The organism is Marinitoga sp. 1197 (assembly GCF_001021165.1).
In the GTDB taxonomy this organism is placed as follows: Bacteria; Thermotogota; Thermotogae; order Petrotogales; family Petrotogaceae; genus Marinitoga.
On record NZ_AZAY01000022.1, the window covers coordinates 1 to 21,394 of the forward strand.

Here is a 21,394-nt window from a genome sequence, read left to right on the forward strand (position 1 = left end):
GCCAGAAAAATATCAAAACCATTAATGGAATTAAGCAAAAAAGTAGACAGATTTGCGACAGGAGATTTCACAGTAGAATTCAAATCAAAAGGGAAAGACGAAACAGCAATAATAGCGAAATCATTACAAAACATGTCAAATAATCTGAGAGAAACAGTAAAATGGTTATTAAAAGCGGGAAATAAAATAGAAGAATCATCAGAGATATTAGGAGAAGTAGCGGAAAAAACAATGTTGGCAAACGAAGAAGCGATGGAAAAAGCGAAAACAATAGAAGAAAATGCAGAAAATGCAGCAGCGACAACAGAAGAACTAACATCAGGAGTAAATGAAGTATCAATAGCAGCGCAAAACGTATCAAGTAATGCAGTGGAAATATCACAAGAAGTAAACGAAACAACAGAAGTAACAGAAGAAGGGGAAAAATCAATAAACGAAATAACAAAAATAATAGAACAAGCAGTAGAAAAATCAAAAGAAACGGAAAAGACGGTAGAAATACTAGCAGAAAAAGCAAAAAACATAGGAGAAATAGTAGAAACAATAACAAACATAACAGAACAGACAAATCTATTAGCATTAAATGCAGCAATAGAAGCGGCAAGGGCAGGAGAAGCAGGGAAAGGATTTGCAGTAGTAGCGGATGAAATCAGGAAATTAGCAGAAGAATCGAAAAAAGCGACAGAACAGATAGCACAAATACTAACAGAAATAAAAAATGGAGCACAAAACGCAAACAAAGCAACAGAAGAAACAGTAAAAGTAATAAACGAAGTAGAAGACTATGCAAACGGCGTAAAAGAGAAATTCCAGAACATATTAGAAAGAATAGAAAACATAAATCAGAGAGTAGAAGGTCTAACCGCAAGTGCAGAAGAACAAAGTGCATCGACAGAAGAAATGGCAGCTGCGAGCGATAAAACAGCGCAAATGATACTGGAAATATCAAATGAAATAAACGAAATAACAAAAGATATAGAAGAAGAAAGCAAAGAAATAGAAAATGTAAATGAAAAAGCAGAAGAATTAGAAAAATTAGTAGAAGAACTAAACAAAAAATTGAATCAGTTTAAAATATAACAAATCCCATTCGGGATTTGTTATATTTTATTCTTTTATTTACTTAAATAATGTTAAAAAAAATATGTTATAATTTAAAAAACGGATAGAGGTGAAAATATGAAAAAACTTCTGAAAAATGCATATGTATTAATAAGTGCTGATGCTGATATAAAAAAGTTAGATATATTAGTTGAAAAAGATAGAATAATAGAAATAGCAGATGAAAATGTGGATATAGATGAAGATATAGAGATATACGATTTATCAAATAAATTAATAATTCCTGGATTTATAAATACTCATACTCATTTAGCAATGAGCATATTTAGAGGAATTGGAGATGATTTAACATTAAAAGATTGGCTTTTTAATGAAATGTTTCCAAGAGAAGATTTATTAAACGAAGAAATCACATATTATGGTTCTTTAATATCAATATTAGAAATGTTATCAAAGGGAATAACAACGGTCGTAGATATGTATCTATTTATGAATGGAACAGCAAAGGCAGTAAAGAATACAGGAATAAGAGCATATTTAACCAGAGGACTTGGGTATGATAATGATGATGGATGGAGAAAAAGAATAGATGAAACAGTATATTTGTTTGAAAATTATCATAATAAAAATAATATAAAAATAGGCTTTGGTCCTCATGCACCATATACATGTCCTATGAAAAAATTAGAAGAGGTTGCGGAGTTAACCAAACGCTATAATGCATTTACAACCATACATTTATATGAATCCAAAAATGAAAGAGAAATGTATACATTAGAAGATATAGAAAAAACAGGATTGTTCAAAAACAATGTAATTGCTGCTCATTGTGTCCATGTAGACGAAAAAGACATAGAAATTTTATCTCGTAATGAAATAACAGTTGCACATAATCCTTCGAGCAATTTAAAGCTTGGCAATGGAATAGTTCCTATTTTAAAAATGTTGCAACATAAAATAAATATAACAATTGGAACGGATGGAGCAGCTAGTAATAACACATTAAATCTCTGGGAAGAAATGAGAATAGCTTCTTTATTACAAAAAATCGAAGGTCCAGAAAAATTCAAAACAGAAGAAGCATTAAGAATGATATGGGAAAATGGAGGTTATGCATTAAATGAAAAAATTGGGAGAATAGAGGAAAATTATAAAGCAGATTTAGCTATAATAGATTTAAATTCATTTGAATTTTATCCAAATGATATAAATAGATTAAAGTCACACATAGTATATTCACCTATAAATAAGGTATATGCAACTATGGTAAATGGTGAATGGGTATATTATAACGGTGAGTATCCAAAATTAAAAGAAACGGATTATTATAATAAATTTCATGAGAAATATTTTGAGTTAGAAAGAAAATTTAATGAACAAAAGGGGAATAAATAGTGTTATATAATAAATTAAGTGATTACTTAAAAAAAAGATACGGAGAAAGAGTGCAAAGGCTGCCGATAAATGCAGGATTCACATGCCCAAACAAAACAGGATTAAGAGGAACAGGTGGTTGTATATATTGTGAAGAAACAGGAAGTGGTTTTGCATCGCTATCTCCCAAAACGCCGATATCAGAACAAATAAGATATATGATTGAAAGATATAAAGGTAAAGCAAATAAATATATGGCATATTTTCAATCGAATACGAATACATATGCACCGGTACATGTATTGAAAAAAATTTATGATTCAGCGTTAGTTGACGATAGAATAGTAATTTTAGATATATCAACGAGACCGGACACAGTAGAAGATGAAAAACTGGAACTTATTGCATCATATAAAGAAAAGTTAGATGTATATCTAGAATTTGGTTTGCAAAGTGTAAATTATAAAACATTAAAAATATTAAACAGAGGACATACACTTGCCGAATTTATTGATGCAGTAAATAGGGCAAAAAAAAGAAATATAGAGATTATAGTACATATGATAATAGATATGCCATGGGATGATAAAGAAGATATAATAGAAGGAGCAAAAATTTTATCCGCTTTAAAAATAGATGGAGTAAAATTACATTCTCTATATATAACAAAAAATACAATTTTAGGAAAAATGTATGAAAAAGGTGAAGTTATCCCCCTATCTCTTGAAGAATTTATAGAAAGAAATATTCTATTTTTAGAATATCTTGATCCGGATATAGTAATACATCGTCTTGCTGCAGATCCGCCGAAAACTGGTGTTTTGCATGGTAATTGGGGAATGTCAAAAATAAAAATAATAAACATACTCGAAAAAGAAATGAAAAAAAGAAATACATATCAGGGAAGATTATTTAATTATCTTAATAATTAGCAGTGGGGCGATCGGTCGCATGGCGAAATACAATTCGTCATGAGGAAAGTCCGGACTCTAAGGGCAAGGTGCCGGTTAATTGCCGGGAGGAGTAATCCTCGGAATAGGGCCATAGAAATGAAAACCGCCATTCTTGGCAAGGGTGGAACGGTGAGGTAAGAGCTCACCAGCATCAGGGTAACCTGATGGCTTGGTAACCCCCACCTTGAGCAAGGTCAAATAGGAAGAGTAAGCTTGCCCGGCATGCTTTTTAGCCTCTTCCAGGTAGACCGCTTAGATAAATGACCGATAAAACAGAATCCGGCTTATAGCCCCACTGTTTTTAAATAATAAAAAATAAGTTGAAAAAATAAAAAAAATGTTGTATAATATTAATTAGATAGCAATAATAAAGTTTTTTAAAATATATACGATAAGTAAATAGGAAGATAATTAAGAAAGCGAGGGGGAAATATGAAAAAAATTTTGTTAGTATTACTACTTGTATTTAGCGTTTTAAGTTTTTCGCAAATTGAACCACTATCTCCATGGAATAAAGATTTGAATTCCGCATTGGTTTCGTGGTCTGCAAGAAATTTTATAGAAATAAATGGAGGAATAAAATCTGGTTTAATTCAGGAAAGTTTAGATTCTTTGGAAGAAGTAATAGACTTAAACATATTTGGAAATGAAGAGAATTATTATGATTTAAGTGATTCAAATATTTTAAGCAGAAATGTTGAATTTAATATGTTTGCAAAATTAAAACTAGGTAGTTTTGTTTTATCACCAGAATTTACTATACAAAATATTGACAAACATAATTTAAAAACTCTTGATTTTAGAAATGCATTGTTAGCAAGAGGTGGATTACATGTAGGACTAAAAGGGAAGGATTTTTCTTTTGGAGGGACAATAAAAAGTTATATTCCTATTTATGATGTTGTAAGGGCAGGAGATGGAGATAGATATTATATCATTACAGCATTTCCAGATGATATAAATAACCTTCCATATAATTATTCATTATTACATGATGGTCCAGATAAAATATTTGATAAAATGGATATGCTTATGGATAAACTCTTAAACAATGGTATTATCACATTAGATGTTGGTTTTGTTGCTGGAAAAGATTATCCTGCAATAGGATTTGGAATTAAAGATATACCAATAGCAGAAGGTATAGGAATATATAAATCCCATACATTTGCGGAGGTTGATTATAGCACAGAGACTCTTGAATTTGAGAATTTTAATATTGCCCATATTAGTGATGAAAAAAGTTTTACAGATTTCAAACCATGGAAAATGACATTTTTTATAACTTTACCAATATTATTGGATTTTGTTCCATCAATTGAATATGCACCGGAAACAAATGATTTTGTATGGGGAGTAGCTGCTGGTCAAAGATTATTCTGGGGATTTTTACCATTCTGGGCAGAAATAAAGAATTATAGTATTAATACAGATTATGATACATTTGAATACTGGACATTTAATGGTGGGTTTGGTATGAATGTATATCTTGCTGAAGTTCATGCTTCGTTGAGCACACAGGCACAAGCTCTAGAAGAATTGTTCAATGCAAGAAATACATCTGTGAATATCAATATGTCAGTAGGATTTTAATATGAGAGATTCTAAAAGCACCACATAATGTGGTGCTTTTTATGTGGTATAATAATATTGATTTTAATTATATTAATTATAAGGAGAGATACAATGGCTAATATATATTTGAAAAATAATATAAAATCAAGAATATTAAATGGACACTCATGGGTATATGAAAATGAAATAGAAAAAATACTGGGGGATTATGATAATGGAGATATTGTAGATGTTTTTTATAATAAAAAATTCGTTGGTCGTGGATATATAAATAACAATTCAAAAATAAGAGTACGCCTTCTTACAAAAAAACATGAGACAATAAATTATGAGTGGATAAAAAATAAAATAAAAAATGCATATGAATATAGAAAATTATTCTTTAAAAAAGAAAAAACATTTAGATTGATTTTTGGAGAGGGTGACTATTTTCCGGGATTAATCATAGATAAATTTGAAAATTACTTTGTAATACAGGTAAATACACTTGGAATATACAGATTAAAAAAATATATAATAGATGCTTTAATAGAATTATTTAACCCAGATGGAATATTTGAAAAAGATGATGAAAAAAATGCTAAAATCGAAGGATTTGATTATGAAGAAAGATGGATATATAAAGAAGGACCGGAGTTAATACCATTTGAAATTAATGGGATTAAATTTTTTGCAGACACATTAGGGCAGAAAACGGGATTTTTCCTGGATCAGAGATATAATGCCTTAAAAGTAAAAGAAATGGCAAATAATAAGACAGTATTAGATGGATTTGCGTATACAGGGAATTTTGGAGTACATGCGCTGATGGGTAATGCCAAACATGTTACATTCCTGGATTATTCAGATAGAGCATTATATGTATTGGAACACACATTAAAAATAAACAATATTCCAAAAGATAAATATGAATTATATGAAACAAATACATTTGACCAACTAAGAAAATTTGATGATGCTAATATATATTTTGATTTTGTAATTATAGATCCCCCGTCATTGGCTAAATCACGAAAATCAATAAAAAATGCTATAAGGGGGTATAAAGAATTAAATCTTAGAGCAATGAGAACAACAAAAAATAAAGGGTTATTTGCAACAGCATCATGTACCCAATTAGTATATGAAGAAGAGTTTAAAAAAATAATATTTGATGCTGCGAAAGACAATAAAATATTATTAAAACAGATATATAAAGGTTCGCAATGTCCAGATCATCCCGTAATATACAATATATTGGAAACTGAGTATTTAAAATTTTATTTATTTGAAATAGAAAGTTATAAAATATAAATTAAATTTAATATTTATTCAAAGGAGCGATTATCTAAAAACGAATCTTTTTGATTCGTTTTTTTTATTTATTATACGATGTTGTACATTCGTTATTATAATTTTAAAATGCTAATAATTTTAGTATGCATAAAATTATTATTTCATATATGAAAGAATGAAAAAAATTTCATTAAAAAAGATTAAATAAGAATTGGCATTGATATTTGTAATTATACGCTCTTTTTTCAGTTTTGTATCAAATGTTAAAAAAGATATAATAACTATGAAGAATTTTTCATAAATAAAAAATAGAGGGGTGAGTTAGTTGAAAGTAGTAAAAGCCGAAGAGGCTATTTCTTTTGTTAACAACGAAGATAGCTTAATGATTGGGGGATTTTTAACTGTTGGAACACCTGAGTTATTAATTGATGAGTTAATAAAACAAAATAAAAAAAACTTAACGATTATTTGTAACGACACGTCATTTGAAGATAAAGGAATAGGTAGATTAATTTTTCACAAATTAGTAAAAAAAGTAATTACTTCACATATAGGAACAAATAAAGAAACACAAAGACAATATATAGAGAAAGAATTAGAGGTTGAACTTGTCCCGCAGGGTACATTAATTGAACAAATTAGAGCAGGCGGAGTAGGACTTGGTGGAATATTAACGCCTACTGGAATAGGTACAGTAGTAGAAGAAGGAAAACAAATTATAGAAATAAATGGAAAAAGCTATATACTTGAAAAGGCTATAAAAGCTAAGATTGCATTGGTTAAAGCTAAAAGATGTGATTATGTTGGCAATTTGCAATTTGAATTTACTGCAAGAAATTTTAATCCAATAATAGCAATGGCAGCAGACATTGTAGTAGTTGAAGTTGATGAAATAGTTCCAACGGGAACATTTGGTCCGGATGAAGTTCATATTCCAGGAGCACTTGTTGATTATGTCGTAATAAGGGGGAGAAAATAATGAATCCAAAAGAAAGAATTGCTAAAAGAGTAGCAAAAGAATTTAAACCTGGAAATATAGTAAATTTAGGTATAGGGTTACCAACATTGGTTGCAAATTATGTACCGAAAGAAATGAATATATTTTTTCATGGAGAAAATGGTGTGTTAGGAATAGGTTCTGAAATATCAGAAGAATATGCGAATCTCAATTTAACCAATGCAGGAGGCAAATTTATAAATACCTTGCCTGGTGCCATGACGTTTGATACTGCATTTTCATTTGCTTTAATAAGAGGAGGGCATTTAGATTATACAGTTTTAGGAGGTCTTCAAGTAGATGAAGAAGGACATTTAGCAAACTGGATGGTGCCTGGAAAATTAATACCTGGAATGGGCGGAGCAATGGATCTTGTTACTGGTGCGAAAAAAGTTATAATAGCCATGACACATACAGCAAAAGGAAAACCAAAAATTGTAAAAAAATGTAATTTGCCTTTAACTTCATCAAGAAGAGTAGATTTAATAGTTACAGAATATGCTGTAATAGAACCAACAGATGAAGGATTAGTATTAAAAGAAATTGCTCCAGATATTAAAATAGATGAATTAAAAGCAATAACAGAAGCAGAATTAATAATTCCAGAAGATTTAAAAATTATGGAAATTTAAGGAGGATAATTATGGGAGAAAAGGTAATGATAAGAGTTAGAATGAGTCTTCATGATGCGCATTATGGAGGGAATCTTGTAGATGGTGCAAAAATTCTTCAGTTGTTTGGGGACGTTGCAACAGAATTACTAATTAGACATGATGGAGATGAAGGGTTATTTAAAGCATATGATAATATAGAGTTTATAGCTCCGGTATATGCTGGGGATTATGTAGAAGTGACAGGTGAAATTGTAAAAGTTGGAAATACATCGAGAAAAATGGTGTTTGAAGCAAAAAAAGTAATAACACCAAGGCCTGATATATCAGATTCAGCGGCAGATTATCTTGAAAAACCGATAGTGGTATGTAGAGCAAGTGGAACATGTGTTGTTCCAAAAGATAAACAAAGGAAGGGGAAATAATGGAAAAATTAGTAATTACAGTAGCTTTAACCGGCGCTGAAGTTACAAGAAAACAACAGCCAAATCTACCACTCACGCCTGATGAAATAGCTCAGGCAGCATACGAGTGCTACCTTGCAGGTGCCTCTATAGCACATGTTCATGCAAGGAATGAAAAGGGAGAACCTACACAATCATATGAAGTATATAAAGAAATAAAAGAAAAAATAGAAACTAAATGTAATATGATATTTCAGCCATCGACAGGAGGAGCTGTGTACCATACATTCGAGCAAAGGAAACAACCCCTTGAATTAAATCCAGAAATGGCAACATTATCTGCAGGAACAACAAATTTCGGAAGAGATATATTCGTAAATTCAGAAGAGTATATGGAAAAATTTGCAGATGAAATGAAAAAAAGAGGTATAAAACCTGAAATCGAAGTATTTGAGCGTGGACATATAGCAAATGCATTAAGTCTGGTAAAAAAAGGATTATTGGATGTTCCTATACATTTTGATTTTGTTATGGGAGTTCCTGGAGCAATTCCAGGTGAAATAGATGATCTCGTTTATTTAGTTAATCATATACCAGATAGTTCAACATGGACAGTAGCGGGTATAGGAAGATATGAACTACCATTAGCTGTTCATGCGATATTAATGGGAGGTCATGTAAGAGTAGGATTTGAAGATAATATATATTATAAAAAAGGAGAATTAGCAAAATCAAACGCGCAATTAGTAGAAAGGATAGTAAGAATAGCAAAGGAATTCGGAAGAGAAATAGCTACACCGGATGAAGCAAGAGAAATATTAAATATCAGGAGGTAAAGTTATGAAAAAAGGTTGTCCATTTGGAACACATAGAGTAATAGAACCAAAAGGATTATTACCCCAAGCAGCAAAAAAAATAGATAATGATATGAAAATATATTCAAATGAAATATTAATAGATGTAATTACATTAAATATAGACTCTGCAAGTTTTACCCAGATAAAAGAGGTATGTAATCATGACACTGAAAAAATGAAAAAAATGATTCTTGAAATAGTAAATGAAAGAGGAAAAATGCAAAATCCAGTAACAGGTTCTGGTGGAATGCTAATAGGTACTGTAAAAGAGATAGGACCAGAGTTTCCAGATAAAACTTTAAAAATTGGTGATAAAATAGCAACACTAGTATCATTATCTCTTACACCATTAAAAATAGAAAAAATAAAAAATATAAATTTAGAAAATGATCAAGTAGATATTGAAGGTCAGGCAATATTATTTGAAACAGGTCTTTATGCAGTGTTACCAGAAGATATACCAGAAAAATTAGCATTGGCAGCACTAGATGTGGCAGGAGCACCAGCACAGGTAGATAAATTGGTGAAAGAAGGAGATACAGTTTGTATTATAGGTGGTGGTGGAAAATCAGGAGTGTTATGTTCGTATCAAGCAATGAAAAATGCTGGTGATAAAGGTAAAGTAATAGTGGTGGAATATTCTGAAAAAAATGCTGAAAGAATAAGAGAAATGAATATTGCTCATGAGGTAATAGTAGCAGACGCAACGAAACCTGTGGAAATATATGAAAAGGTTTTAAAAGTTACGAATGGAAAATATTGTGATGTAACGATAAACAATGTAAATGTTCCAAATACGGAAATGTCCTCAATATTAATAACGAAAGATGAAGGAATCGTTTATTTCTTTTCAATGGCAACTTCATTTACCAAAGCAGCATTAGGAGCAGAAGGTGTTGGAAAAGATATAACAATGATAATAGGAAATGGATACACAAAAGGGCATGCCGAATTAACACTTCAAATATTAAGAGAATCAAAAAAAATAAGAGAATTATTTGAGAAGTTATATATATAGTTAGGGGGGGAATAATGGAAAAAAGAAGACATTACACAGAAATACCACTATGGAAAAATGTTACAGAAGAACAATGGAATGATTGGCATTGGCAAATAAAAAATAGAATAACAGATGTAGATACATTAAAACAGATAATAAATCTCACACCCGAAGAAGAAGATGGAGTAAGAAATGCGTTAAAAACTTTGAGAATGGCTATAACACCATATTATGCTTCATTAATGGATCCGGATAATCCAAAATGTCCGATTAGAAGACAGGCTGTTCCTACATCTAAAGAATTAGTAAAAGGCGTATGGGATATGTTAGATCCTCTACATGAAGATGAAGATTCACCAGCACCTGGATTAACTCATAGATATCCAGATAGAGTTTTATTCTTAATTACAGACATGTGTTCAATGTATTGTAGACATTGTACAAGACGAAGATTTGCAGGACAAACTGATGCTCATAAAAAGATGGATGAAATAAATGCTGCGATAGAATATATAAGAAACACGCCACAAGTTAGAGATGTATTATTATCTGGTGGAGACGCATTAATGGTTGGAATACCAATGCTTGAATATATATTAAAAGAATTAAGAAAAATACCTCACGTTGAAATAATAAGAATAGGAACGAGGACACCGGTAGTATTTCCACAATTAATAACAGATGAACTGGTAAATATGTTGAAAAAATATCATCCGATCTGGTTAAATACTCATTTTAATCATCCAAAAGAAATAACTCCAGAATCAACAGAAGCATGTAGAAAACTTGCAGATGCAGGAATACCACTTGGAAATCAAACAGTATTATTAAGAGGAATAAATGATAGCAAATATATAATGATGGAATTAGTTCATCAACTGGTGAAAATAAGGGTAAGACCATATTATATATATCAATGTGACTTATCTCAGGGAATAGAACATTTCAGAACTTCAGTAGCAAAAGGTCTCGAAATAATGGAATCATTAATTGGTCACACATCTGGTTTTGCTGTACCATCATTTGTTGTAGATGCACCAGGTGGTGGTGGTAAGATAAGATTAATGCCGAATTATTTAATTTCTCAAACAGATCATACTGTAATACTCAGAAATTATGAAGGTGTAATAACAACATATCATGAACCAGAAGATACAACAACGGATGTAGACGATACAATATATAGGGAAAAATACAAATGGTATGGAGTAGCAGGATTATTTGACAGTAAGGATAGAATCTCTCTTGAGCCAAATCATTTAGAAAGACATGAAAGAGCAAAGTTAAGAGAAAAATATGAACATTTGGGGGATAAAAAATGAAATATGAAGAAATAAAATTAAATCAAACATATGAAGTAAAAAGGAAAATTACGGCAAAAATGGTGGAAACATTTGCAGAGATCACAGGTGATAAAAATCCAGTTCATTTAGATGAAGAATTTGCATCAAAAACAGTATTTAAAAAAAGAATAGCACATGGTATTCTAAGCGTAGGACTAATTTCTGCTGTTTTAGGAATGGAATTTCCTGGTCCTGGAACAATATATATGAAACAGGATACAAAATTCTTAAAACCCATATATCTTGATGAAGAAATAACAATAAAAATTATTGTAAAAGAAAAAATAAATGAAAAATCGAGATTAATACTAACAACACAAATAATAAAAGAAAATGGAAAACTTGCAGTTGATGGAGAAGCTCTTGTATTATTTAAAGGAGAATAAAAAGTGGAATTTGAAAGTATATCAATAGTCGGGTTAGAAAAAAACACAGGAAAAACAGAAACATTGAATTATGTTATAAAACATTTAGACAAAAAAATAGGGATAACCTCTATAGGAATAGATGGTGAATCAATAGATCAAGTGACTGTCACGCCAAAACCAGAAATAACAATAAAGGAAGGAACAATATTTGCAACAGCAGAAAGATTTTATAAACAAAAAAGATTTACATCTGAAATATTATCAATAGAGGATGAACTAAGAACTTCCTTAGGAAGAATAATAATAGCTAAATCATTGGAAAAAGGAAAAATAATATTAGCTGGTCCTCAAAGTGCTGAAAAACTAAAACAATTAATAGAAAAGTTAAAAACCTTTGGAGCAGAAATGGTATTAATAGATGGGGCTTTATCTAGATTAAGCCCCGCTTCTCCAGTAATAACAGATGCAATGATTCTTGCAACAGGTGCAGCATTAACAATAAATATAAATGAGCTGGTAAAAAGAACCATTCATACAGTAAAAATGATTCAATTAGATGAAACAGAAGAAAAAGAAAAAATAAAAAATCTGAGTGATGGCATATATACAATAGCAGAAAAAATAGAAAAATTACCTATAAAATCATTACTTTCATTTAAAAATTTAGAAAAACATATACTCGAATATGGAAAAAAAATATATTTAACAGGAGCGTTAACGGAAAAATTCTTGAAATATTTAATAAAACAAAAAGATTTAAAAAATGTAGAAATCATAGTAAAAGATTTCACAAAAATCTTTATAACCCCGGAAACATATAAAATATATACAAAAAAAGGTGGTAAAATAAAAGTTTTAAAAAAAACCTATCTAATAGCGATAACAATAAATCCATATTCACCACAAGGATATATATTGGATTCTAATGAAATAAAAAAAAGATTAAGTAAATTAACAGATATACCAATAATAAATGTAAGGGAAGATGGATTATGGTTGAATTAGATTATTTATTTCAAAAATTAGAAATAATAACACCGTTAGGAAAAGATTTATTAAAAAATTTAAAATTTCTCATAGATAAAGATAGTATAGAATGTGAATTAGACAAAATAGAAGAAACAATAGAGAAAATAAATAAAGAAAAAGAAAAAATAGAAAAAATAAAACATAATTTAATGTATATAAAAGATATAAAAAGAACTATAGAAAGAATAAACAGTGAATATATATTAGATGATATAGAACTATATGAAATAAAAAATTTTTCAATATATTATGAAAAAATAAGAAAAGAAGCAACATTTTCATATCTAAAAATGCCCGATCTTAAAGAAGTTATAAAAATCCTTGATCCAGATAACACAAATTTACCAACATTTTATATATATGATTCATATTCAACAGAACTAAAAGAAGTAAGAAAGCAAAGAAAAAAAGCAAACGACAAAGAAAAAGAAAAATTATACATAAAAGAAATTGAAATTGAGAACAAAATAAGAGAAAAACTAACAAATAAATTAAAAAAATATAAAGAAGCATTAAAACAGGCATTAGATGACATAGGAGAACTTGATTTTGTAATAGCAAAATCACAGCAGGCTATAGAATATAAATTAACCAGACCTGAATTATCAAATCAAATATGTATTAATGGATTATATAATCCATTAATAAAAGATAGATTAAAAAACAGGAAATATCAACCAATAAATATAAAATTAAAAAAAGGTGTTACATTAATAACTGGAGCAAATATGACAGGTAAAACAGTGATATTAAGGACAATTGCATTAGCTCAATATCTTTTGCAATATGGGTTCTATATTCCAGCAAATTTCGCTAAAATGAAAATAATAAACAAAATATTTCTTATATCAGGTGATTATCAATCAACGCTAAACGGATTATCATCATACGCAGCTGAAATGTTAAAACTAAATGAAATATTAAAGTATATAAAAGAAAAAAATAATGCAATGATATTACTTGATGAATTAGCCCGAAATACCAATCCACATGAAGGAAAACTAATAGTAAAAAGTGTAATTCAAATACTTAATAAACATAATTCAATAACATTAATAACAACGCATTTTAATAACGTGGCCGATAAAAATATAAGAAAATTACGAATAAAAGGAATAAAAAAAGAAAAATTAAAAAGCAATATAACTCCAGAAAACATAACGGAAATAATAGATTATTCATTAATTGAAGAAAATGAGGAAATTGTTCCAGAAGAAGCATTAACGATAGCAAAACTGTTAAAAATAGATGAAGAGTTAATAAAAACAATTGAAAAGTTAAAAAAGGAGGAAACACTTAATGAGTAAATTAGGATTGGATATAAAAAAAATTGAATATGCAAGAAGTCTGGCAAAAAAAATAGCAGAAGACGTTCAGGATTTTGTAGATAGAAAATCTACAGTATCTGTAGAAAGAACAATATGTAGGCTATTAGGAATAGATGGAATTGATGAAAATGAAGTTCCATTACCAAATGTCGTTGTAGAACATATAAAAGAAATCGGATTATTAGATCAAGGAGCAGCATTTTTATTGGGAAATGCAATATTAGAAACAGGACTAACCCCTCAGGAAATAGCGGAAAAAATTGCAAAAGAAGAAATAGATTTATCAAAAATAAAAATATATTCTCCTGAAAAAGCAAAAGAAGCAATAAAACCATTCGTTGATAATATGATAAAAAAAATTCAGAATAATAGAAAAAAAAGAAATGAGTATATAAAAAACTTAGGTGAAGGCGCTCAACCATACCTTTATGTAATAGTCGCCACAGGAAATATATATGAAGATGTTGTCCAAGCACAAGCGGCAGCAAGACAGGGAGCAGATATAATTGCAGTTATTAGAACAACAGGGCAGAGTTTATTGGATTACGTGCCATATGGAGCAACAACAGAAGGTTTTGGTGGTACATATGCAACACAAGAAAATTTTAGAATAATGAGAAAAGCACTTGATGAAGTTGGAGAAGAGGTTGGAAGATATATAAGACTTGTTAATTATGCATCGGGTTTATGTATGCCTGAAATATCAGCAATGGGCGCTATGGAAAGGCTTGATGTAATGCTTAATGACGCATTATATGGAATACTATTTAGAGATATTAATATGAAAAGAACAATAATAGATCAATATTTCTCACGTGTAATAAATGGATTTTCAGGAATAATAATAAATACAGGCGAAGATAATTATCTAACAACAGCAGATGCATATGAAGAAGCTCACACAGTATTAACCTCAGATTTAATAAATGAACAACTTGCATTGATGGCCGGAATACCAGAAGAACAAATGGGATTGGGACATGCGTTTGAAATGAATCCAGATCTTACAAATGGTTTCTTATATGAATTAGCTCAGGCACAAATGTTAAGAGAAATATTCCCTAAAGCACCGTTGAAATATATGCCGCCAACAAAATATATGACAGGAAATATATTTAAAGGGCATGTTCAGGATGCTCTGTTTAACGTAATATCAATATGGACACATCAGGGCATTCAATTACTTGGAATGCTAACAGAAGCAATACATACACCATTTATGTCAGATAGATATTTATCAATAGAAAATGCTAGATACATATTCAATAATTTGAAAAACCTTGGAGATGAAATAGAATTCAAAAAAGATGGAATTATTCAAAAAAGAGCACAAGAAGTGTTAGATAAATCAATAGAATTATTAGAAAAAATGATGCATGATGGATTATTTGTATCATTATCAAAAGGGACATTTGCAAATATAAAAAGACCAATTGATGGTGGAAAAGGATTAGATGGAGTATTTGAAAAAGGAGAAAATTACATTAATCCGTTTATTAAAATAATGTTGGAGGCTGAAAGACCATGAGTGGAGGATTATATTCTACAGAGAAAAAAGATTTTGATAAAACATTAAATTTAAAAGCAATAAAACCATATGGAGACACAATGAATGATGGGAAAACACAGCTTAGCTTTACATTGCCGGTACCAGATGGTGATGAAGCAGTAGAAGCTGCAAAACAATTGATGAAAAAAATGGGTTTTGAAGAACCTATGGTAGTTTATCATAAAGAATTAACAAAAGGTTTCACATTTATAATTGCATATGGAAGTTGTACCCATACGGTTGATTATACCTCGATACATGTGCCAAAAGTAGAATCGACAACATGGTCAATGGAAGAAACAGATGAATTTATTGAAAAGAATATAGGAAGAAAAATTAGAGTAATAGGTGCATGTATAGGAACAGATGCTCATACTGTTGGTATAGATGCAATAATGAATATGAAAGGATATGCAGGACATTACGGATTAGAGAGATACAAAATGTTTGAAACATTAAATATGGGAAGTCAAGTTCCGCCCGAAGAATTTGTGGCTAAAGCAATAGAGTTTGATGCTGATGTATTACTTGTTTCTCAAATAGTTACACAAAAAAATATTCACATAAAACATCTTACAGAGTTAGTAGAATTATTAGAAGCAGAAGGTATAAGAGACAAAGTAATATTAATAGCAGGCGGACCAAGAATAACTCATGAATTAGTGAAAGAAATAGGTTATGATGCAGGATTTGGTGCTAACACATATGCGGATGATGTAGCTTCATATATAGCTCAGGAAATGCATAAAAGACAACAAGAAAAAAAACAAGGAGGTAAAAAAGAATGAGATTAGAAGGAAAAGTATGTATAGTAACAGGGGGAGCAAGAGGATTAGGAAAAGCCATGGTGGAAAAATTTGCAAAAGAAGGAGCTAAAAAAGTATATGCATGTGATTTAAATGAAGAAGCATTAAAAGAATTAGAAAAGGAATATAAAAATGTGAAAGGTTATAAATTAAGCGTAACAGACAGAAAAGCAATAGAGGAATTTAAAGAAAAAGTAATAAAAGAAGAAGGAAAAGTTGATGTATTAGTAAATAATGCAGGAATAACAAGAGATGCATTAATACAGAAAATGAGTGAAGAAGATTGGGATATGGTAATAGATGTAAACTTAAAAGGTGTATTTAACATGACACAACAATTTGGACCAGAAATGATAAAAGCGGGTAAAGGATCAATAATAAACATATCATCAGTAGTTGGAATATATGGAAACATAGGACAAACAAACTATGCGGCAACAAAGGGTGGAGTAATAGCAATGACAAAAACATGGGCAAAAGAATTTGCAAGAAAAGGAGCACAGGTAAGGGTAAATGCAATAGCACCAGGATTTATAAAAACACCAATGACAAAAGATTTGCCAGAAAAAGTAATAGAAATAGTAAAAAACAAAACAACATTACAAAGAATGGGAGAACCAGAAGAAATAGCAAATGCGGCATTATTTCTCGCAAGTGATGAATCGAGTTTCATAACAGGTCATATACTTAGTGTAGATGGTGGATTGGTATTATAAGTTAGCATTCTAAAAAAAGGGGGACAAAAAATGGAAAAAGTATATATAGTAGGTGCAAAAAGAACCGCAATAGGGAGCTTTGGAGGAACATTAAAAGATAAAAAAGCAGCAGAATTAGGTGCAGAGGCAATAAAAGCAGCAATGAAGCAAGCAGGTGTAACTCCAGAACAAATAGACCAAACAATAGTAGGGAACGTATTAATAGCAGGTCAAGGAATGGGGCCAGCAAGACAAGCAGCAATATATGCTGGAATACCAGTAGAAAAACCAGCATATACAGTACATATGGTATGTGGAAGTGGAATGAAAGCAATAATGTTAGGAGCAAATGAAATAAAATTAGGAAATGCAGAAATTATAGTAACTGCTGGTATGGAAAGTATGTCAAATGCTCCTATGTTACTACCAGCAAAATCAAGATTTGGGTTAAAATTTGGAAACATAGAAATGATAGATCATATGGTTTATGATGGATTAACAGATGTTTTTAATCAATATCACATGGGAATAACAGCAGAAAATATAGTAGAAAAATATGGATTAACAAGAGAAGAGCAGGATGAATTTGCAGCAACAAGTCAGCAAAGAGCAGAAAAAGCAATAAAAGAAGGAAAGTTTAAAGACGAAATAGTACCAATAGAAATAAAAACAAGAAAAGAAACAAAAATATTTGATACAGATGAATATCCAAGATTTGGAACAACTAAAGAAACATTAGCAAAACTAAGACCAGCATTCAAAAAAGATGGAACAGTAACAGCAGGAAATTCATCAGGAATAAATGATGGAGCAAGTGCAATAATAATAGCCTCAGAAACAGCAGTGAAAAAATATGGATTAATCCCATTAGCAGAAATAATAGCCTATGAACAGGGTGGTGTTGATCCAAGTATAATGGGAATGGGACCAGTAGCAGCAATAACAAATCTTGTAGAAAAGAAGGGAATAAAATTAGAACAAATGGAATTATTAGAATTAAACGAGGCATTTGCAGCGCAGTCATTAGGAGTAATAAAAGAACTTAGTGAAAAATATGGACTTACAAAAAAATGGTTTATGGAAAGAACAAATGTAAATGGTGGAGCAATAGCATTAGGACATCCAATAGGGGCGTCAGGGAATAGAATAACAGTAACTTTATTATATGAAATGAAAAAGAGAAATGTAGAATATGGATTAGCATCATTATGTATAGGCGGAGGAATGGGAACAGCGTTAGTAATTAAAAATATATAAGATTACATAATAACTACTAACAGCCCTTGAAAATAAGGGCTGTTTTTATTTATATAAAATATTTTATAACAATTATTTTTAAAATAATATTGAAAATTAATAAAAAATTGGTATAATAATAATGTTTTTATCAATTAATAAAAATTTAAAAAAAGGGGGGAGAATTGTGTGAGTTTTAAAACAGCAAGATATATGATTGCTATTGGAATGATATTAGAATTTATTGAAAATCTGAGTTTAGCGGGTTTAATTATTCAGTTTATAGGTATTTATATTATTAGTGAAAGGTTAAATGATAAAAAATTATTTTATTATTTTGTAATTTCACTGTTTTTATTTTATACTGTAATTAATTTTTTTGTTCCGCAAACAATAATTTCCATATTTAAAAGTGGAGATAATGATAGTTTTTATTCATTAAAAAGTATGGAATATTATATATATACAGGTATAAAAGATCATATGTCAATAATATCTTTAGCCTTTTTTTCTTATATAATATCTTTATTTTTTGAAAGAATAGCCTATAAATCTCTTTATAAAAGAACTTTAAATAAAGAATTTCTATTTGTTTTAAAATTGATAGTTATAAAATTAATTATACTTATTTTTTCTTATATATTATTTGCAAAGTGGGTATTGGATGGTATTGGATTTATAACGTCAATTGCTTTAATAATCATAATAGTAAATTCCATGTTAATTTTAATATTAAAGATGTTTGAAATAATTGGATTTTTAAATATAAATTATATTGAGAAGGAGGGAATAGAATGAATTTAAAAAATTCAAAAATATTAGCTGGAGTTGGGCGAATTTTGGGAATGTTTGGACATTTTGGGATTTTAGGTATAATTTTAGAATTAATTGGAGTGTATAAAATTAGTGAAGCTGTTAAAGACAAAAGAATATTTAATTATTTATTATTATCTGAAGTAGTAATATATATAATCTATTTTGTTGGTTTTTTGGGGATATTTGGGTCATTTTTTAGAACCATTATAGAACCTGATATGTATATCATGAGTAATATGCCAAATTTATTTTTAATGCTTGTAATATATATAGCTGCAATGATAATACCAGTTATTTATAAAATAAAAGTATATAATCTAATGGGTGATTATTTTGGAAATGATAATTTTTATAAAGCATCAAAATTTTTATTATGGGGATTAATATTGTCAATAGTTTTAGTTGGATTTATATTAACTTTCGTAGCTAATATATTTGCAATAATAGGATATTTCACATTACCAGACGAATATACGGAAAATATAAGCAAAAATATTGAATAAAAAATATTAACTATATTATTAAATTAACATAAAAATCGAGCGAAAAGTCTGGTTTTATATTATGTATTAGGCTGTCTAAAAAGTCTCAAATGAAACGAAGTCTCGAAGATTGCCCTTAACACACCTACGGTGGGTTATTGAATTAAAAAATTAGATTTTAATAAAAAAACTTTTGAGCTATCGCTCGCTTACAGAGGGTAATTGGAAAAAATAATTTTTATTATATAATTATAAATCTTTTCCCCTTAGATTTTTTATCATAAAAAATCTAAGAGTGAATGGAAGACGTCAAAAAAACAGAACGTTTTTTTGAGTGAAGCTTTTTCATGGATGAAAAATCTGAACAACGGCTGGGAATGAATAATTTTAAGGATAAGCAATCGAGCTGCCTGAGTGAATTTGACTTTTTGGACATCGTATTATATATTAAAAAAATAATTATGGTATAATTAGCATAAAGATACTGTAGAATTTCAAGTAAGAGAGCGTAAGCCCGAAGATTTTGATAGTGTTAATTAAAAACCAAAGTTTTTAGTCCAAAAACTCGCTGTAGGTTAAATAATTACACCGTAATTATTTAATAGTTTTTTAATTTTTTAAAAATCAAAGAAATATAAACCAGTACCCGCTGTAAGTGTGAATATTTTCTTTGAAAATATTGAAAAGTTTTTATTTAAAATATTAAATACGATGTCCAAAAAGTAAAGTCGCTCAAACCTTGATTGTTAATCCTCAAAAATAGCTCATTCTCGCCGGTCGTATCAGACTCACATCCATGTTCGGCTTCACTCAATTTTGCATCCGTGCAAAATTGACCGGCTTCATTTGCTATTTTTTCGGACAATCTGCGAGTTTTCGCTTGCTTTACTAATTGGACACCCTGATATTAAATTTTAATCCTAAAACCCGCCGTAGGCGCGTAACACCGGAGGTGAGACGATGAGGAGATTCTGCACAAGTGGTCCTGTTGATAAAAAGACATGTTATTATATTGAGAGACCCGATATAATGAAAGAGGCGCTTGATCATATAGAAAATTGGAGATATTTTACAGTATCAGCACCAAGACAAAGCGGAAAAACAACATTGTTAAATGATATAGTTGAAAAAATAAAAGATAAATATTTACCAATATTTATATCATTTGAAAGTATAGGAAGTATAAAAACAGAAAGAGAATTTATAGAATATTTAAATAGGAAAGTCAAATTTTATTTAAAAGTATCCTATAATATTCAATATGAGAATAGCAAAATAAAAAAAATAAATGAATTGGATGAATATATAATAGATTTATATGAAAAACAAAAGAAAGAAATAATATTAATGATTGATGAATTTGAAAAATTGAATAATCAAGAATTAATGAATGAATTTTTACATACAATAAGAGAAATATATCATTCAAGGCAAGGATACAAACTCAGAAGTGTAATATTAATAAGCGTAGGATATCTAAGTGGAATATTAGAAGACAATGCTAGTCCATTCAACATAGCAGAACACTTAGAAGTGCCATACTTTACAAAAGAACAAGTATATGATTTACTTTCACAACATGAAAAAGAAACAGGACAAATATTCGAAGAAAAAGTAAAAGAATTAATATGGCA

At 29.5% G+C, this 21,394-nt stretch carries 21 protein-coding genes and 1 other RNA gene; all 22 read left to right on the plus strand.

From position 1 onward, the window contains the following. Positions 1-1,080: methyl-accepting chemotaxis protein (locus tag X275_RS06285; protein WP_047268045.1), on the plus strand; the 1,080-nt coding region annotated here is incomplete at its 5' end. A gap of 99 nt (positions 1,081-1,179) precedes the next feature. Next, positions 1,180-2,457: an amidohydrolase gene (locus X275_RS06290; protein ID WP_047268046.1), complete on the plus strand. Its 1,278-nt coding sequence runs from the start codon at positions 1,180-1,182 to the stop codon at positions 2,455-2,457. Further along, positions 2,457-3,368 (plus strand): TIGR01212 family radical SAM protein, encoded by a 912-nt coding sequence (locus X275_RS06295; RefSeq protein ID WP_047268047.1) that lies wholly within the window; start codon positions 2,457-2,459, stop codon positions 3,366-3,368. The genes X275_RS06290 and X275_RS06295 overlap by 1 nt, the downstream gene beginning before the upstream one ends. Further along, an RNA gene (gene rnpB, locus X275_RS11110) (RNase P RNA component class A) lies at positions 3,368-3,692 on the plus strand. The genes X275_RS06295 and rnpB overlap by 1 nt, the downstream gene beginning before the upstream one ends. A 129-nt stretch (positions 3,693-3,821) precedes the next feature. Beyond that, a complete protein-coding gene (locus tag X275_RS06300) occupies positions 3,822-4,982 on the plus strand; it encodes a hypothetical protein (protein ID WP_047268048.1) in 1,161 nt (386 codons plus the stop codon). Positions 4,983-5,075: 93 nt separating this feature from the next. Next, complete coding sequence (locus X275_RS06305; protein ID WP_047268049.1) at positions 5,076-6,257, plus strand: class I SAM-dependent rRNA methyltransferase; 1,182 nt, start codon at positions 5,076-5,078, stop codon at positions 6,255-6,257. A gap of 307 nt (positions 6,258-6,564) precedes the next feature. Beyond that, positions 6,565-7,218: a CoA transferase subunit A gene (locus X275_RS06310; protein WP_047268050.1), complete on the plus strand. Its 654-nt coding sequence runs from the start codon at positions 6,565-6,567 to the stop codon at positions 7,216-7,218. Then, positions 7,218-7,868 (plus strand): 3-oxoacid CoA-transferase subunit B, encoded by a 651-nt coding sequence (locus X275_RS06315; RefSeq protein ID WP_047268051.1) that lies wholly within the window; start codon positions 7,218-7,220, stop codon positions 7,866-7,868. The genes X275_RS06310 and X275_RS06315 overlap by 1 nt, the downstream gene beginning before the upstream one ends. Before the next feature lie 11 nt (positions 7,869-7,879). Beyond that, positions 7,880-8,272 (plus strand): hotdog domain-containing protein, encoded by a 393-nt coding sequence (locus X275_RS06320; RefSeq protein WP_047268052.1) that lies wholly within the window; start codon positions 7,880-7,882, stop codon positions 8,270-8,272. After that, positions 8,272-9,087, plus strand: coding sequence for a 3-keto-5-aminohexanoate cleavage protein (locus X275_RS06325; RefSeq protein ID WP_047268053.1), 816 nt, complete (start codon positions 8,272-8,274; stop codon positions 9,085-9,087). The genes X275_RS06320 and X275_RS06325 overlap by 1 nt, the downstream gene beginning before the upstream one ends. A gap of 4 nt (positions 9,088-9,091) precedes the next feature. Further along, the gene (locus tag X275_RS06330; RefSeq protein ID WP_047268054.1) at positions 9,092-10,126 is read left to right on the plus strand and encodes an L-erythro-3,5-diaminohexanoate dehydrogenase; all 1,035 of its coding nucleotides are present in this window, start codon (positions 9,092-9,094) and stop codon (positions 10,124-10,126) included. A 14-nt stretch (positions 10,127-10,140) separates the two neighbouring features. Continuing rightward, positions 10,141-11,430 carry a lysine 2,3-aminomutase gene (ablA, locus tag X275_RS06335; protein ID WP_047268055.1) on the plus strand — a complete coding sequence of 430 codons (1,290 nt, stop codon included), beginning with the start codon at positions 10,141-10,143 and terminating at the stop codon, positions 11,428-11,430. Beyond that, the gene (locus X275_RS06340) at positions 11,427-11,837 is read left to right on the plus strand and encodes a MaoC family dehydratase (RefSeq protein WP_047268056.1); all 411 of its coding nucleotides are present in this window, start codon (positions 11,427-11,429) and stop codon (positions 11,835-11,837) included. The genes ablA and X275_RS06340 overlap by 4 nt, the downstream gene beginning before the upstream one ends. A 3-nt stretch (positions 11,838-11,840) precedes the next feature. Further along, entirely contained in the window at positions 11,841-12,824 is a 984-nt protein-coding gene (locus X275_RS06345; RefSeq protein WP_047268057.1) for a hypothetical protein, read from the plus strand. Then, the gene (locus tag X275_RS06350) at positions 12,812-14,155 is read left to right on the plus strand and encodes a MutS-related protein (RefSeq protein ID WP_047268058.1); all 1,344 of its coding nucleotides are present in this window, start codon (positions 12,812-12,814) and stop codon (positions 14,153-14,155) included. The genes X275_RS06345 and X275_RS06350 overlap by 13 nt, the downstream gene beginning before the upstream one ends. After that, the gene (locus X275_RS06355; protein ID WP_047268059.1) at positions 14,148-15,704 is read left to right on the plus strand and encodes a lysine 5,6-aminomutase subunit alpha; all 1,557 of its coding nucleotides are present in this window, start codon (positions 14,148-14,150) and stop codon (positions 15,702-15,704) included. Before X275_RS06350 ends, X275_RS06355 begins: the two co-directional genes overlap by 8 nt. Next, positions 15,701-16,513 carry an OAM dimerization domain-containing protein gene (locus tag X275_RS06360; RefSeq protein ID WP_047268060.1) on the plus strand — a complete coding sequence of 271 codons (813 nt, stop codon included), beginning with the start codon at positions 15,701-15,703 and terminating at the stop codon, positions 16,511-16,513. Before X275_RS06355 ends, X275_RS06360 begins: the two co-directional genes overlap by 4 nt. Further along, on the plus strand, positions 16,510-17,247 hold the full coding sequence (gene fabG, locus X275_RS06365) for a 3-oxoacyl-[acyl-carrier-protein] reductase (protein WP_047265115.1): 738 nt from the start codon (positions 16,510-16,512) through the stop codon (positions 17,245-17,247). The genes X275_RS06360 and fabG overlap by 4 nt, the downstream gene beginning before the upstream one ends. Before the next feature lie 30 nt (positions 17,248-17,277). Further along, positions 17,278-18,483, plus strand: a complete 1,206-nt coding sequence (locus X275_RS06370; RefSeq protein ID WP_047268061.1) for an acetyl-CoA C-acetyltransferase — start codon at positions 17,278-17,280, stop codon at positions 18,481-18,483. 168 nt (positions 18,484-18,651) lie between these two features. Further along, complete coding sequence (locus X275_RS06375) at positions 18,652-19,260, plus strand: hypothetical protein (protein ID WP_047268062.1); 609 nt, start codon at positions 18,652-18,654, stop codon at positions 19,258-19,260. Then, positions 19,257-19,781: a DUF996 domain-containing protein gene (locus tag X275_RS06380; protein ID WP_047268063.1), complete on the plus strand. Its 525-nt coding sequence runs from the start codon at positions 19,257-19,259 to the stop codon at positions 19,779-19,781. Before X275_RS06375 ends, X275_RS06380 begins: the two co-directional genes overlap by 4 nt. A 939-nt stretch (positions 19,782-20,720) precedes the next feature. After that, positions 20,721-21,394: AAA-like domain-containing protein (locus X275_RS06385; protein WP_047268064.1), on the plus strand; the 674-nt coding region annotated here is incomplete at its 3' end.